General features: G+C 44.2%; 14 protein-coding genes. 8 read left to right on the top strand and 6 right to left on the bottom strand.

Annotated elements, in window-relative coordinates; all coding sequences use genetic code 11:
• Positions 1-23 precede the first annotated feature (23 nt).
• From AC2EXB_RS16400 to AC2EXB_RS16375, 6 genes are all read right to left on the bottom strand, one after another.
• On the bottom strand, positions 24-428 hold the full coding sequence (locus tag AC2EXB_RS16400) for a DUF2512 family protein (RefSeq protein ID WP_483602370.1): 405 nt from the start codon (positions 426-428) through the stop codon (positions 24-26).
• A gap of 116 nt (positions 429-544) precedes the next feature.
• A complete protein-coding gene (locus tag AC2EXB_RS16395) occupies positions 545-1,420 on the bottom strand; it encodes an SDR family oxidoreductase (RefSeq protein WP_235197280.1) in 876 nt (291 codons plus the stop codon).
• A 123-nt stretch (positions 1,421-1,543) separates the two neighbouring features.
• Positions 1,544-2,128 (bottom strand): superoxide dismutase family protein, encoded by a 585-nt coding sequence (locus AC2EXB_RS16390; RefSeq protein WP_251476069.1) that lies wholly within the window; start codon positions 2,126-2,128, stop codon positions 1,544-1,546.
• A gap of 119 nt (positions 2,129-2,247) precedes the next feature.
• A complete protein-coding gene (locus AC2EXB_RS16385; RefSeq protein WP_483602369.1) occupies positions 2,248-4,830 on the bottom strand; it encodes a YfhO family protein in 2,583 nt (860 codons plus the stop codon).
• Positions 4,831-4,834: 4 nt separating this feature from the next.
• Positions 4,835-5,245 (bottom strand): GtrA family protein, encoded by a 411-nt coding sequence (locus AC2EXB_RS16380; RefSeq protein WP_251476066.1) that lies wholly within the window; start codon positions 5,243-5,245, stop codon positions 4,835-4,837.
• Positions 5,232-6,173, bottom strand: a complete 942-nt coding sequence (locus tag AC2EXB_RS16375; RefSeq protein ID WP_483602368.1) for a glycosyltransferase family 2 protein — start codon at positions 6,171-6,173, stop codon at positions 5,232-5,234. The genes AC2EXB_RS16380 and AC2EXB_RS16375 overlap by 14 nt, the downstream gene beginning before the upstream one ends.
• A 315-nt stretch (positions 6,174-6,488) precedes the next feature.
• Between AC2EXB_RS16375 and AC2EXB_RS16370 the strand changes: the two genes are divergently transcribed.
• The 8 genes from AC2EXB_RS16370 (at position 6,489) to AC2EXB_RS16335 (ending at position 14,888) form a co-directional block, all read left to right on the top strand.
• Positions 6,489-7,103: a TerD family protein gene (locus AC2EXB_RS16370; protein WP_251476062.1), complete on the top strand. Its 615-nt coding sequence runs from the start codon at positions 6,489-6,491 to the stop codon at positions 7,101-7,103.
• Positions 7,104-7,118: 15 nt separating this feature from the next.
• The gene (locus AC2EXB_RS16365; protein ID WP_235197275.1) at positions 7,119-7,697 is read left to right on the top strand and encodes a TerD family protein; all 579 of its coding nucleotides are present in this window, start codon (positions 7,119-7,121) and stop codon (positions 7,695-7,697) included.
• Between the two features lie 94 nt (positions 7,698-7,791).
• Positions 7,792-8,937: an HpcH/HpaI aldolase/citrate lyase family protein gene (locus AC2EXB_RS16360; RefSeq protein ID WP_483602367.1), complete on the top strand. Its 1,146-nt coding sequence runs from the start codon at positions 7,792-7,794 to the stop codon at positions 8,935-8,937.
• Positions 8,870-10,240 (top strand): phosphoribosyltransferase family protein, encoded by a 1,371-nt coding sequence (locus tag AC2EXB_RS16355; protein ID WP_483602366.1) that lies wholly within the window; start codon positions 8,870-8,872, stop codon positions 10,238-10,240. The genes AC2EXB_RS16360 and AC2EXB_RS16355 overlap by 68 nt, the downstream gene beginning before the upstream one ends.
• Positions 10,237-11,346, top strand: a complete 1,110-nt coding sequence (locus AC2EXB_RS16350) for a cysteine protease StiP family protein (protein ID WP_235197272.1) — start codon at positions 10,237-10,239, stop codon at positions 11,344-11,346. Before AC2EXB_RS16355 ends, AC2EXB_RS16350 begins: the two co-directional genes overlap by 4 nt.
• The gene (locus tag AC2EXB_RS16345) at positions 11,343-12,158 is read left to right on the top strand and encodes an HAD family hydrolase (protein WP_251476053.1); all 816 of its coding nucleotides are present in this window, start codon (positions 11,343-11,345) and stop codon (positions 12,156-12,158) included. The genes AC2EXB_RS16350 and AC2EXB_RS16345 overlap by 4 nt, the downstream gene beginning before the upstream one ends.
• A gap of 16 nt (positions 12,159-12,174) precedes the next feature.
• Positions 12,175-13,788, top strand: coding sequence for a YceG family protein (locus AC2EXB_RS16340; protein WP_483602365.1), 1,614 nt, complete (start codon positions 12,175-12,177; stop codon positions 13,786-13,788).
• A 20-nt stretch (positions 13,789-13,808) separates the two neighbouring features.
• Positions 13,809-14,888, top strand: coding sequence for a toxic anion resistance protein (locus tag AC2EXB_RS16335; protein WP_235197269.1), 1,080 nt, complete (start codon positions 13,809-13,811; stop codon positions 14,886-14,888).
• Positions 14,889-14,904 lie beyond the last annotated feature (16 nt).

The raw sequence follows: 14,904 nt of genomic DNA, 5'->3' as shown, positions 1-14,904 counted from the left end.
TCTTCGGCAGCTTTTATTTCATATTAAGATTGTCTCGGTTCATCATGGGTGGTGGTGTGAGAAGTTTCTTTGCGTTCCCATACACGCTTCGTTAGGTAGATATGGAAGAACCATTCGCCGATAGCAATAATGATTGCAGAAAAGATAGCTGGCATGATTAATGAAGATTCCGGATTCTCGATCCAGACCATCCCGAGCAGCCAGACGAGCAAGAATACAAGAACCAAATCGCCGCCTGTTGCAATTTTGTTCGAAGTTCTTGGGTAAATCACCAAATCCCCGATAAAGCCAACGACGGTTATCACGAGGCTGATTAAGAAAATATCGATCAATTCGATTCCGTAGACAAGGCCGAGTATCACAAATAATACGGCGAAGACCATCGCGAATTTCATAAGGATTGCTTCAATATATCTAAATTCTGTCACCTCCCTGCAGCGTTCTTACTTCGTTTTACCCGAAATGAAATCAAACAATCCTATAAATAACAAGTTTTTTCCAAAGAAAACCCAGTCTTCCAAGAAGACTGGGTTTTCGCGAAAGTTTAAGAAGAAATGAAGTCGCCTCCGTTGACATGAATGGCTTGCCCCGTAACGTAAGTTGAATCTTTTGAAGCGAAATAAACGTAAGCTGGAGCTACCTCAGATGGCTGGCCTCTCCGTTCCATTGGTGTATCGCCGCCATGCACACCTACTTTTTCAGCGTCGAAAGAAGCCGGAATCAACGGTGTCCAAATAGGTCCGGGAGCTACAGAATTTACCCGGATTCCTTTATCGCTTAAGCTTTGCGACAATGAACGGGTGAAAGTCGTAATGGCACCTTTGGTCGCCGAATAATCGATCAGTTCAGAGGAACCGCGATAAGCAGTGACCGATGATGTGTTAATAATCGAATCTCCTTTTTGCATATGCGGAATAGCTGCTTGGCTCAAGTAGAACATACTGAAAATATTCGTTGTGAACGTCTCCATCAATTGATCAGGTGAGATGTTCAAGAAATCATCTTGCGGGAATTGCTTGCCAGCATTATTAACTAAAACATTCAGTTGGCCAAATTCTGAAATGACATCCACGACCAGTTGGTTGCAGTTTTCAACGTCGGATACATCCGTCGCTGATTTAAAGGCTTTCACGCCGTAAGATTCGATTTCTTTCACCGTTTTTTCTGCATCTTCGTGTTCATCCAGATAAGCAATGGCGACATTAGCGCCTTCTTTAGCGAATGCGATTGCGACCGCCCGGCCAATTCCGCTGTCGCCTCCGGTAATTAATGCCACTTTCCCTTCCAGTTTGCCTGCCCCTTTATAATCTTTATCGTCATAAATAGGTTCCGGAGACATGTCATTTTCAAATCCAGGCTGTCTCTCTTGTTCTTGAGGGTCTACTTGTTCATCGATTTTTTCGAATTTATCTTCTGCCATGTAAAAGTCCTCCTTGAAATAATGTCTAATTTATTTATTCCCCAATTAGATGCGGATAAACGCCGATAGGCAAACAAGCAGGGGCAAATCAGTCCAACAAAAAAAGAGCGGCAAGCCGCTCCTTTAGTTTTCTCCTGTGACAACGCCGCATGCGACGCGCTCGCTGGATTCTTCGGATTCAAGGACCAATGAAGTACCGCCTTCTTGCAGTAAGGAATTTTCTTCCTCTGTTTTTAAGGTGAATCCTTCAGCTGTCAGTTCTTCTTGTACCGTCCCATCATCGCCAACATCAACTGATGGCAATTCTTCTCCATACACTTCACCGGCTGTTTGGAAGTCAGGGACTTCGCATTTTCCGGCATCCAGAAATTGCACTTTATGTGTACCCGTTTCAAGGTCTGTCAAATCAAGTACCACGGTAACGCCGTTTTCTTCATCATTAATTTCTGCCGTTCCGATCGCATCGCCGTCCGAATTCATCAAATCGACCGTCACGAACATTAAATCTTCGCTGGACCCCTCATCTGAATTGTCTTCGGCTTCCTCACCGTTCGGCGGATTTTCTTCGCCTTCATTTACGTTCTCGTCTTCGACTTCCGTGGCACCATCTGTTTCAGTGGCCGGTTCCGTTTCTGAATTATCGTTTCCGCAGGCTGCGAGAATAAGAAGAAATGCGATTGCCAGCACAAGCATGAACCAACGCTTCATCTGATCACCCCTTATTTGAAATTGGTTTATTCTCTCATTACACATTTTCATATGAAAATAAACTCTTTTCGCCTAAAGCACTTCTTTTGTAGGAGTAAATTTAAAAAGCTGCTAGATAATTAGGGGCGCCTTTTGCGGCCGAATAAAAGAAACAGGCTGGCGGCTAAAGACAGCACGGATACAATCAGTGAAGCCTTAAAGAATGGAGGGCGATAGCTAAACGAAATCTCGTTTCTTCCTTTTTCAAGAGGCACTGCCGCAAAAGCGTAATTGGCTTTTAATACATTGACTTCTTTTTCATTGACTTCAGCACGCCAACCTCTTTCAAAAGGAATGGCAGTCGTTAAATAGGGTGCTTCTTCTTGATTGTCGTATACCATTTCAACTGAACTGCCATCAATGTCGAGTTGGCTTAGACCTGATTCTTTTTCTGTTTGCTTTTTTAATAGATCGTATGGCTCTTCGTAAATCTCAATATCACTTAATGCATAGCTTCCTTTCGGAAGACGTAAAGATATTTTTTCCGCCGCTTCAGTACGGATGGTCAAATCATCCACAAAGGTCCGGTAAATGGAGTCATTTGCTTTCCGCGTAGTGTAATAATCGTTGATTTTTAATGGGAATCCGGACGAAGCTGCAAAATTTTCCAGATGGAACGAGATGTACAAGTCGCCATCCGTAAAGGCAGAATTCTTTCGGATGAAATCCAATCCGCCTTCATCCTCTGTAATTTCCAGAACGCCATCTTCATAAAGGGCATCAGCTTCGACTATTTCGAATCTATCCGCCTTGTTCTGGATTTCCAGTAATTCATCTTGCCCGCCAGTGCCATCAAGTACGACGCCAGCCAGCATGGCATGTTCACGCATTAATATTGGAGCATCTGCCAGTTGCTGCTCTTGATAAACGGCAGAAGCTGTGCGGGCGAAAGGCAGAACAAATGGGTTTTCATAAACCGTGTAATGGTCAGAAGAAAAAGCTTCAGTAAATCCATAAGGGATGTTGCTGTCGTCTTTTGGCAAGATGATGTATTTTCCTTGCAGCAGGCTGTAAAGGTTGGTGCGTTTGCCGAGTGTTGCATAGCGGCTGACACTTTCGCGGCCCATATCGATTTCCAAATCATATAGATAAAAGTACAGCAAATTTTTATTGAGGATGCTGGAATAAGCGCTCAATCCGCGGAAGTCCTGGACAATAGGCGTATTATTTCTCACACCTTCCATCCATTCGATGCGATAATTTCCGCTTGGTTCCTGATTGTTGATTTGAGCCAGAAGCTCCCTGATTTCGGCATTGTCATATTCGGATCCGGTCAATAATTCTTCATTCACTTGCCCAATTCGTCCGGTTTCAAGCAACTTCTCGACTTGATAGAGGTTTGCAAAGCCGAGGAGAAAAACCAGGAGAAAGGCGATAAAGGCATTTCGAATCCGGACAGATTTCCATTTGATGAGGGAGTAGCTGAAAAGTAAGCTTATCAAAAGGCTTATGAATACAAGGATTGTGGATAATGATTGCCATTCGAAAAGTTCGTCTGCAACACCCGTATAGACGAATAGGAATAACGTGATAAGAGAAGCGGCTAAAAATTGCCTTCCTGTAATATTAGGCAATTCACGAAGCCCCACAGCAATTGCACCACCAACCATCAGACAAAGAAAATATTCCCACCGGAATTGAGGGGCTGAAAAGCCATTGAATATACTGGCCGCTAATGGACTGAAATGAAGAAGGATACCGATTGCCGCAAGAATCGCAAACAAACGGAATGTCCGGTTTCGGTAAAGGCGCCCCATAAATAACATCAAAACAAAAATTGCCGGCAGCACAATATAGCGACTTGTAAATAGAATATTATCGGTAAAGTCCAACCGAGCGATTTCCTGTTCAAAAGCAGGGCGATGGTTATTTAAAAATGCATAAACCGCTGGTATGAAAGAAACAGCACTGATGCCAAAGCCAAGCAACCCAGCCCAAAGGAACGTCCATAAAGCGTGTAAGCGTTTTGTCTCTCCAGCTGAAAGCGGGATGAATAACCGAACTGCGATATAAATCGCAGCTAACAAAAAGTTAATATACGAAAAATAGAAATTATCAATCATGGAAATTGAAACAGCCAGCAAAAACCAGCCAGGTTTCTGTTCACGGAAAACCTTCTCGATTCCCAATATTAATAAAGGCAGCCAGAGAAAGGCATCTGCAAAAAACTCCCAATATACCGTATGGCGGAAATACATGCCCGATATGCCGTAGATAGAGGCGCCAAGCAAAGCCGAAATCCATGGGATTTTCATATACATAAACAGCCTCGTCACAATGAACAAAATAAAAGTAAGGCGGACGATGCTGATGAAGACAGCGGCATTTGCCCAAAACAGAATATCAGCGGACTGGATAAGGCCGATCGTTTCAAGCAGAAAAACAATAAAGACGCTTACCAAAAAGACAATGGATGTCGAGAAGTAATAGGAAAGCTCGCTGAACGTTCCGGCTCCTAGTCCGAAATCGAAAGAATAGAAAAATTCCCCAGAAGTGTACTGGTCATACAATAACTTTTTGAAAGGAAGCATCTGCGAACTGCCGTCATCGATGCCGACCATAAAGTGGCTGCGTGTCCATTGATAAAAAAAGACCGCATGAGCAACGAACGCTAAAAAGAAGCTGCCGGACAATAAATACAGATTGAAGAAACGACTGCGCATAGATTCACCGTCTTTTTGCGAATTTTGGTGTTGCTGTGCCTTTTAAAATTTTGCTGGAAATGACAAATGTGATGGGCACAGTAAATATGACTGCAGCAAACGGAGCAATGTTGCTGTCCAGTTGCAGCCATTCCACAAAAACAAATACTAAAAAAGTGGATACGGAAATATTCACTACTTGAGTAAGCGGAAAATACAAATACTTTTTCAACGTAGGTTTAATTTTATAGGTTACATAACAATTCAAGAAAAATGAGATGTTCAAGCTGATGAAAAAACCGATCAGATGTGCTGCCATATAAGGCAAGGAAAACAGATTATGCAAAACAAGATAAATACTGTAATACGTGAGTGTGTTGATGACACCGACAACGACGAAACGAGTGAATTCCGTATTCAGTTTATTGAAGTTCATCATATTCATCCACATTGCTGACGTCGATCAAGAAATTCGGCCGCTGCTTTGTTTCATTGTAGATGCGGCCAATGTATTCACCGATTACTCCAAGACTAATCAATTGAATGCCGCCTAAAAATAGAATAGCGGTGATCGTTGTGAAATAACCGGGAGCGCTATTGCCCTGCTGCATGATTTGGTAAAAAGTCCAGATAATATAGAGGATGGAAAGGAATAGGACGAGAAATCCGGTGTAAAAACAGACGCGGAGCGGCTTTAAGTTAAATGAAATAATCCCGTCGATGCCGTAATTGACCAAACTGCCGAAGGACCATTTTGACGATCCTTCGCTTCTCAGCACATTGTCATAGCAAATGATTTTTTTGCTTAAGCCGATCCAAGAGTAGATTCCTTTCGAGAATCGATTGCTTTCGCTAAGGGCCAAGATGGAATTGATTGCTTTTCGGCTCAATAACCGGAAATCTCCTTCACCGTCGACAAAATCAACGTCGGTGATGGAATTGACGATTTTGTAATAGGCGGAAGAAAGCAAGCTTCGCATTTTCGATTCACCGCTGCGGGAACGTTTGGCTACAACTTGATGAAATCCTTCTTCAAAACCGGCGATCATTTCCCCGATCATTTGAGGCGGATGCTGCAGGTCGCTGTCCATCAAAATAGCCGCGTCTCCTTTGATGCGGCTCAAGCCGGCAAGGATCGCGGATTCCTTTCCGAAATTTCTTGTCAGCGAAATGTATTTGACATTCGGATGTTTCTCAGCCAATTTTAAAATCTCTTGAAGGGTACCGTCTCGGCTGCCGTCATTGATGAACATAATTTCATAATGGTAAGGAAGCGGTTCGAGTTCCTCGGCCAGCCGGTTGAACATCCGTGGAATATTGGCTTCTTCATTAAATGCCGGAACTACGATGGATACCAGTTTCATATCGCATTCCCCTTTCAGTATGTATCGTATTTCTCTATGATTCTGTTTACCCTTCCTGCTTTAAAAATATGCTTGCATTTTTCTTTCCGCAAAAGCTTTACAGAATAAATTCAGAAATGAAACTTATTCCATTTACAAACGTAGTATATTCTATCAGCTATTTTTAAAGTTTTGCGCGGCTATCAGCAAGTGTTGTCAATTATAAGGCGGAAAGAATTCATCGTAGCTGTGCAATGACCCTTAATAATTGAAATTTTCCAGATTTACAAATATTATTAACTGTAAGTACATAAAGATGAATGGAGAGTGCTAAGAATGGCTATTAATCTTGTAAAAGGTCAGAAAATCGATTTGACAAAAGGGCGTTCAGGTCTTTCGAGCATCATGGTCGGCCTCGGCTGGGACCCTGTTGAAACGAAAAAAAGCGGCGGTTTCCTAAGTGGATTGCTTGGAGGCGGCGGTGGCGGAGCAGACGTTGACTGTGACGCATCTGTCATCATGCTGGACGAAAATGGCAAACTGAAAGGCAAAGAAAACCTGATTTACTTCGGCAACAAAAAAAGCAAGGACGGCAGCGTTGTCCATTCGGGCGATAACTTGACTGGAGAAGGTGAAGGGGACGATGAGACGATCAACATCGACCTTAAACAAATCTCCCCTTCTATTCACCGTCTGGTTTTCGTTGTAAATATCTACAACGCAAAACAGAAAAAGCAAGATTTCGGCATGATCCAGAATGCTTTCATCCGTTTAGTGGATAATCAGTCAAAAGAAGAATTGGTGCATTACAATTTAACAGAAAACTACGCAGGTAAAATGTCATTGATTCCTGGCGAGTTGTACCGCCAAGGCAGCGAGTGGAAATTCTCTGCAGTCGGTGAAGGCACAACAGACGCAGACATTAGTTCAATTGCAAACAAATACGCTTAAGGAGTGGACGAGTAAATGGCTATTAACTTATCAAAAGGACAAAAAGTAGACTTAACAAAATCAAATCCAGGACTATCTAAAGTGGTAGTTGGCCTTGGATGGGATACAAATAAATACGACGGCGGACAGGATTTCGATTTGGATTCATCCGTATTCTTATTAGATGCAAGCGGCAAAGCAGCTTCAGAGGCTGATTTTATTTTCTACAACAATACAATCGGCGCTGGCGGTGCTGTAGAGCATACTGGAGACAACAAAACCGGAGAAGGCGAAGGGGACGATGAAGCGGTGAACATCGATCTTTCTGCTATTCCTTCTTCTATTGAAAAAGTCTCATTCGCTATCACTATCCATGACGCAGAAGCACGCGGCCAAAACTTCGGCCAAGTCAGCAATTCATACGTACGCATTGTGAATGCTGGATCTAACGAAGAGCTGATCCGTTATGACTTAGGCGAAGATTTCTCTATCGAGACGGCAATCGTCGTAGGGGAGCTTTACCGCCACGGAGCAGAATGGAAATTTAATGCGATTGGCAGCGGTTATCAAGGTGGACTAGCATCACTTGTTAAAGACTTTGGTTTAGATAGCTGATTTTGCACAAGTAGAAAGCAAGGGGCCAGTCGTCTCCTTGCTTTTTTAGACTCGATTAAAATTTATTTGTTTAATTGTGCCGGGAGGACGGAAGATGAAACATTTCGACGTATTGACTAATTCGGATTTAAAAGCGTTTTTTAAATATTCCCCGACAGAGTTCTCCCGTGATACGGCAAGGGAAACATTGGGGCTTGCATTGGGTGCAGCTCTTTATACGCCAGGTTCCAGACGAGATATCGCTACGAAAATACTGGCTGGGAACTACAGCCGGGGAGCATTCTCAGGATTAGCCACTTTAATCATTTGTTTAGAAGATGCTGTAGCCGATTCGGAATTGCCTGAAGCTGAAAAGAATGTGGCAGACCAGTTGAAACGTCTCCATGCAGCAAATCCATACCAGCTTGCTGTGAGTCCGGCACTTTTTTTGCGGATCCGCAGTGCAGCTCAGCTGGATGCACTGATTGCGGCTGCAGGGAAAACACTCGGTGTTTTGACTGGAATCGTTTTTCCGAAATGCGACACTGAAAACCTTCGCGCTTTTTTCCAGGCGCTCGATCGGGCAAGTGAAGCAGCAGGGCGCAATTTATACGCTTTGCCGCTCCTTGAGACAAAAGAAGTCCTTTATAAGGAAACGAGACAGCAAACTTTAAAGGAAATTTATGGGATTTTGAAAGAGGAAGCGGATCGCATTCTGACAGTGCGCGTCGGAGCTACAGATTTTTCCAGCCTTTATGGCCTGCGGCGTCCAGTCGAACGCACTATATACGATGTTCATGTGGTCCGAGATTGTCTAGTGGATATCCTCAATCAGTTTGGGCGGGCAGAAGACGGGTTTACCGTTTCTGGTCCTGTATACGAGCACTTTTCGACCGTCCATTTTCCATTTGTAGCCTCAGAAGCTGAAAAAGTTTTATGGGAAGAAGTGCAACTGGACGTTTTAAACGGCTTTAAAGGAAAGACTTGCATCCATCCGTCCCAAATCATGACTGTAAATGCAGGATATATTGTTACAAAGGAAACTTACGACGACGCATCCCTGATTCTTGCAGAAAGCGGCAAATTCAATGGGATCCTGCAAAGTCCGACACGCAATAAAATGAATGAAGTAAAACCGCATTTAAGCTGGGCAAGAAAAATTGCCGCCCAGGCGGAAGTCTATGGGGTGCTGAATGAAAACTTTAAACCAATCGATGTCCTCAACCACATTCGATCAAACCAATTATCAACTCAATTATAAATTGTGGCAACATCTGGATCTGGCTGTGACAGTCCGCGAGGCCTATCAGGGCTTGCCGGCAGAAGCACTTTTTTCAATGGGCCTTCGGGTCAATAAGAAACGCCAGTTCCTTTTTATCAGCAAACTGATAGCCAAGCACCTTGCTGTGTCTCCGTCTGTTGCACTGGGGACCGGCAGCTTGTTGGCTTCTTTATTGATGGAAAAAGAAGGGCTTCCCAAAGTTCCTCAATCTTCAGAGCTTGTGCGGATTTTGAAAAGCGGGGCGCCGAATCCGGCGGCTACTAAAGACTCGCTTCGGCATATGGCAGCGTTGCCGGAGAAAACCGTATTTATCGGAATGGCAGAAACGGCTACTGGACTCGGGCATTCCGTCTTTCAGCATTTTGAGAATGCTTTTTATATCCATACGACCAGGGAAAATATTAGCGGTTTGACGGCATCATTTGTTTTTGAGGAAGAGCATTCACATGCTACATCGCATAAAGTGTATGCGCCCAAAGGGCTGTTGGAAGACGCAGAAGCGATCGTTCTAATCGATGATGAAATTTCAACCGGCAACACACTGATTAATTTAATCACGGCTTTGGACGAGCAGTTTCCAGGCAAAAAGTATACCTCCCTTTCTATTTTGGATTGGCGCAATGAGGAACAGCAGAAGAAGTTCGGCCAATTGGCTAAGGAACGAAAAATTGAACTAGCAGTGTTGTCCTTGATGGCCGGGCAGTTCGAATTGAAGCACGGTTCTTCTCCTGAGGAACCGGCAATCGAACAATTAGCAGGCGGTGTGCCCAATCAGCCACAGGAGATTGCTGAAGCAGACATGCTTCCTTATGAATCTTCTACAGGGCAGCGATACATAGGATTGACTGGAAGATTCGGACTGTCGAGCGAAGAGCAAAAGGCAATCGACAGCTGGGCATCGAATACAGTCGAGAAACTTGAGCAAAAAGCCAAAAAACCTTTAGTGGTGGGCATAGGCGAAAATATGTACTTGGCGCTCCGGTTCGGGCTTGCGCTTAGCGACGATTCGATTGTCCAAACGACCACAAGAAGCCCGATTTTCGCTTCGACTAAAGAGGGCTATCCGATTCGCGAGAAAGCGAGTTTCCAACTGCCGGATGCAGACGGAGTAAACCAGTTTATCTATAATTTGAACGGATTGGATGTTGACCGGATTTACCTGCTGGCCGAATCTGTTTCAGATCCAGCGGCATGGAGTCCGTTAATCAGTTATTTGGAGAAGAAAGCGCCAGTCGAATGGATTTCATTGACGGCAGCCAAAAGGAGGAATTCCACTCAATGATTGCTACGGGATTAGTGAGAACCAGTTATCCGAAAGAAGATATCACATTTTTATTGAAAGATGTCACAGCTGATTTCGAGGAAAGCACCTTAGAAGAACGTGAAAATGCCGTCCGCACTGGAGCGCATTACGCGGAGCGTCTGCCTATGGAATATCAGCCATCTCAGGAATATACAGAACTCTACCATGCAACTGTTGAGACAACTAAAGAGCGCCTTAGCCATCTGGTGGGAGTAGTATCTCGGCGCATCTTGCTAAATGCACAAACTGAGGATGTTGTGCTCGTATCGCTGGCGCGGGCCGGAAGTCCGATCGGCATTTTGATTCGCCGGTATGCGGAACAAATACTCGGATTGAACTGGCCGCATTACAGCGTTTCGATTCTTCGGGATAAAGGCATTGATGAAAAAGCGATCGAAACCATCCGTAAGGCGCATCCTGAAAGCCGCATTCAATTTATAGACGGATGGACTGGCAAAGGGGCCATTCAAAAAGAGTTGACGAAATCCGTTGATTTGTTGAATAGCCGGGAAGATTGGAATTTACATGATGATATGGCAGTTTTAGCCGATCCGGGCGCCTGTGCCGTGCTATTTGGAACGCGGGAAGATTTTCTGATTCCAAGTGCTTGCTTGAATTCAACGGTTTCCGGTCTTGTCAGCCGCACCATTTTAAACGAACGCTATATTGGGGAAGATGATTTTCACGGCGCTAAATTTTACGAGGAATTAGTGGCAGAAGACTTATCCAATAATTTTGTAGATGAAGTAACTGCTTGTTTCCATCTAACTTCCGAGGCGGTTGAAAAAGAAGTTTTATCCACTCCGGTGACTGCCGAAAGAACGTGGCAAGGCATGAAGGAAGTGGAAGAAATTGGCGCGAAAATGTATAGTGAAACGGATTACCACTTGATCAAGCCAGGTGTCGGCGAAACGACACGTGTACTATTGCGCAGAAGCCCTTGGAAAGTGTTAGTGAATGACTTAGAACATCCAGACGTCCAACACTTGCTGATTTTAGCTAAAGAGAAAAATGTGCCTGTTGAAGTTGTCCCTGAATTATTCTATCGTTCAATTGGATTGATCAAGTCAGGAAAAGAAATATGACGATCCTATTTGCCAGTGACTTAGACCAGACATTAATCTATTCGAAGAGGTCCATGGGAGAACAGGTGGCGGAATCCGATTTGCGGGAAGTTGAACGCTTTGAAGGCAACCCGCAGTCCTTCATGACGGAAACGAGCCAACAAACGCTTCATGAGTTAACGGAAGAACTTTTCTTCTTGCCTGTCACGACTCGGACGCAGAGTCAGTATGAACGCGTTACCGGCATCTATAAAGGAAATGAGGCGCCGAAATTCGCTGTCATTTCTAACGGTGCCGTCATTTTGGAAGACGGCGAACCGATCAAAGAATGGTCAGATCACATCCGAAAACAATGCGTCAGCAAGAAAACCATTGTCGAAGAGCTTTTGCCAAAAATTGATCAGCATTTCTCGGAAGACTGGGTTCTGCGCGTGAGGGAAGCAGATGGATGGTTCGTCTACTTGATTATTGACCGTGAAAAATTTCCAGACGATAAATTGGATTTTTATACAAAGACTTTCCGTGAAATCGGCTGGTCGATGTCGCTCCAGGGAAGAAAACTTTATTTCATGCCTGAAAGTATTACAAAAGCAGGAGCTATGCAATATGTAAAAGAGCGTCTCGGCGCTGACTATGTTGTGGCAGCTGGAGATTCACTTCTGGATCTCGATTTGCTTGAAAGTGCAGACCTTGGACTATTGGCTGCCCACGGCGAAGCAGTAAAAAGCCGGGTGCCTGTTTCAGCGCATATTGAAATTACCGAAAAACAAGGGATAAAAGCGGGAGAAGAAATACTTTTCCGCGTGAAGCAAGAAACTTTGCAGCATAAATAATGTAGGAGGGATTCCCATGGTTCAACTGCATCCGGTACGCGTGAGAACGTGGGATCCGGAAAAGATTGGGGAGTGGCTGAATAAGCCCATCATCAATCATCCAGAAACAAAAATAGAAGAGGATAGCCTGACCTATCCGCAGCTTATCGGTGAATTCGTCGGCATGTCCTTGGACGAAGACGATTATTTTGCTGGTATTTATGATGTCATGGAAGCAGCGGAAGGACGGCTGATCCGCTTATCAGGGAAACTGAATAAACAAATTTCCTCCGAAAGGCTGCGCAGCCTGCAAGATTTGTTTGAAATGAATAAGAAAGAAAATGGCCTGTCGCCAAGCCGGATTGTCGCATTTTTAGATGGCAAAGGGCTCATGCCGAAGTTGAAAGATCCCGGCTTAAATCGCCGGATGCGCCTGGTGTTGATTGATATCCTCAAAGAATTCCAAACCCACTCAGCGGCTGCCACCACGCATTCTTCTTTCCGGCGAGTAGCGACGGATTTAGTAAAATGGACATTCAATCACATTGAGCCGGAACTTGAAAAGTTAAATCTGGAAAAAGGTTTGCCTGCTTTTTTATGGTATGCCGATATGTCTGAAAGTGAAAAATGGTTCCTGAAATTTTCTGCAGCGTTCGGATTCCATATCATTGCTTATGACCCTGAAGGCAAGCATTGGCTGGCCGATGCGGTAGGAGGCCAAGATCTTCTAAGCCATAGCTTCCAGGTGACGAGTGATAAAGTGGTGCAATTTCCAGAAGAAAAGCCGGAACGCGTCGGAACAGTCGCTTTTCGCGCAACACAGGAAGTGGATCGTTTATTGCACCATGACGACTCAGGCTTATATAAGCCTTTTCAGTTCAAATCGTACTCGACTCGCTCGATTCGCTTGAAAACGACCATTGATGAAGCCTTCATGCTCGCCAAAGAACGTGCAATGGTCCGGCCGTCTTTTGGGGTCGAGCGGGGAAGCGTTATCATTCCCGTAGTATTTGCTAAAATAATGGGCATAGAAAAAGATCGAAAGCGCTTTTGGGACAATATCCACAATTTGACAGAACGTGAAGATACATTATTGATCCGAAGCTTCCCGTTCATAGAAGAACGGAAAGGGAATCAGCTATTTCATTACCGTGCTGCATTGGATAAGAACGGAAGACTGGATCCCGAAAAAATGAAAACGGCTAATTGGTGGAAATACAGCCGCTTGCCTGAAGGTGTGCAAACTGCTTTATGCGAGGCGATTGCACGGCATGTAGAAAAGCCGATGTTGACTCCGCAAACAGGAGAGTCGTTTGAAGATCTTCAGTTATACCTATTTTCACAATCGATGTCGCTTCCGGATTCGGTTATCCAATTGATCCAGTTATTTGATTATCCTCAGTTTGTGCCGACTCTTTTGTTCTATAATGAAGAGAAGGATGCGGAATTAAGCCGTGCAGATGCCAACGCCATCGCGCTTATCCATACATTCGGCCTTGACGTGATCATGATAAACCCGCAAGGCCATCAGGATATCGAACGCTGGATCGACACGGAAGCTATCGATACGCATTGGCTGGACGAAAGAAGCTTTAATGAACCTTACCGAGAACCATCGGTCGTGAAGAAAATTTTCAAAAAATGGCTATGACCTAAAAAGGAGTGAAGAAGATGAATACATTGCCGCAGCAAATTGACCAGCAGGAATCCCTTATGCAAAATGAAAACGAGTTGAAAGTGAAGTTGAAGCAAGACCCGGAAGTCGTTAAATTGGCTTCTTCCATCAACCCGAAAAATCAAATTGAGCTATTGGAATTCGGGCGCGAACCGGCAAACGAAATTTCAGCATTCACTGGAAAAGTGTTGAATTCTGTCCAAGCAAACAGCATGGAAGAATCCAGTGAACTGTTAAAGCAACTCGGAAAGATCATGGACAAATTCGATAAAAAGGACTTTGTTGAAAAGAAGGGCTTCTTGAACAAGATCTTCAACAAAGGCAATAAGATGATCGAGCAATTGTTCAGCAAGTACCAGACAATGGGAACTGAAATCGATAAAGTGTACGTAGAAATCACCAAATACGAGTCGGAAATGAAAAAATCGACGACCACTTTGGAAGAATTATACGACCAGAACTTCAACTATTTCATGGAACTGGAAAAGTATATCGCAGCAGGCGATTTGAAAGTCCAGGAATTGAAAGCCCAAGAGCCGGAAGTCCGCGCAAAAGCTGAAAGCGGCAACCAAATGGCCTTAATGGAGCTGAATTCTCTTCAAAACGCAATTGAGTTGCTGGAACAGCGAGTTTACGATTTGGAGATGGCGAAACAAGTATCGTATCAATCGGCTCCTCAAATCCGTATGCTGCAGCGCGGCAATACGAAATTGATCGGGAAAATCAATTCTGCTTTTGTAACGACGATTCCGATTTTTAAAACCGGCCTGATCAACGCAATTGCTGCGAAACGCCAAAGCTTGGTAGCGGAAGGTATGAATGAACTGGATCGCCGGACAAATGAAATGCTATTGAATAATGCGAACGATATCTCGCGCCAAAGCGTCGATATTGCCCGTATGTCTGGACAACCAAGCATCAAAATTGAGACAATTGAACAGACGTGGGAAACAATTATGCAAGGGATGAACGATACACGCGAAATCGAAGCGGAAAACCGCAAGATGCGTGAAGAAGGGCGCCTTCGCATAGCAGAGCTTCAAAAGAAATACGAAGATACACAACGCAAAGCTTAATTAATCAGCCGGAGGA

The sequence above is a fragment of the Planococcus alkaliphilus genome, from assembly GCF_057031095.1.
The sequence above is the reverse complement of the archived record's forward strand: the minus strand, read 5'-3'. Positions and strand labels throughout refer to the sequence as shown.

Bases quoted from the DNA above. Each gene is read 5' to 3' on its own strand.
- AC2EXB_RS16350 (WP_235197272.1), top strand. From the start codon at position 10,237: ATGATTGCTACGGGATTAGTGAGAACCAGTTATCCGAAAGAAGATATC.
- AC2EXB_RS16365 (WP_235197275.1), top strand. From the start codon at position 7,119: ATGGCTATTAACTTATCAAAAGGACAAAAAGTAGACTTAACAAAATCA.
- AC2EXB_RS16395 (WP_235197280.1), bottom strand. From the start codon at position 1,420: ATGGCAGAAGATAAATTCGAAAAAATCGATGAACAAGTAGACCCTCAA.
- AC2EXB_RS16385 (WP_483602369.1), bottom strand. From the start codon at position 4,830: ATGCGCAGTCGTTTCTTCAATCTGTATTTATTGTCCGGCAGCTTCTTT.
- AC2EXB_RS16360 (WP_483602367.1), top strand. From the start codon at position 7,792: ATGAAACATTTCGACGTATTGACTAATTCGGATTTAAAAGCGTTTTTT.
- AC2EXB_RS16390 (WP_251476069.1), bottom strand. From the start codon at position 2,128: ATGAAGCGTTGGTTCATGCTTGTGCTGGCAATCGCATTTCTTCTTATT.
- AC2EXB_RS16375 (WP_483602368.1), bottom strand. From the start codon at position 6,173: ATGAAACTGGTATCCATCGTAGTTCCGGCATTTAATGAAGAAGCCAAT.
- AC2EXB_RS16340 (WP_483602365.1), top strand. From the start codon at position 12,175: ATGGTTCAACTGCATCCGGTACGCGTGAGAACGTGGGATCCGGAAAAG.
- AC2EXB_RS16345 (WP_251476053.1), top strand. From the start codon at position 11,343: ATGACGATCCTATTTGCCAGTGACTTAGACCAGACATTAATCTATTCG.
- AC2EXB_RS16335 (WP_235197269.1), top strand. From the start codon at position 13,809: ATGAATACATTGCCGCAGCAAATTGACCAGCAGGAATCCCTTATGCAA.
- AC2EXB_RS16380 (WP_251476066.1), bottom strand. From the start codon at position 5,245: ATGAACTTCAATAAACTGAATACGGAATTCACTCGTTTCGTCGTTGTC.
- AC2EXB_RS16355 (WP_483602366.1), top strand. From the start codon at position 8,870: ATGAAAACTTTAAACCAATCGATGTCCTCAACCACATTCGATCAAACC.
- AC2EXB_RS16370 (WP_251476062.1), top strand. From the start codon at position 6,489: ATGGCTATTAATCTTGTAAAAGGTCAGAAAATCGATTTGACAAAAGGG.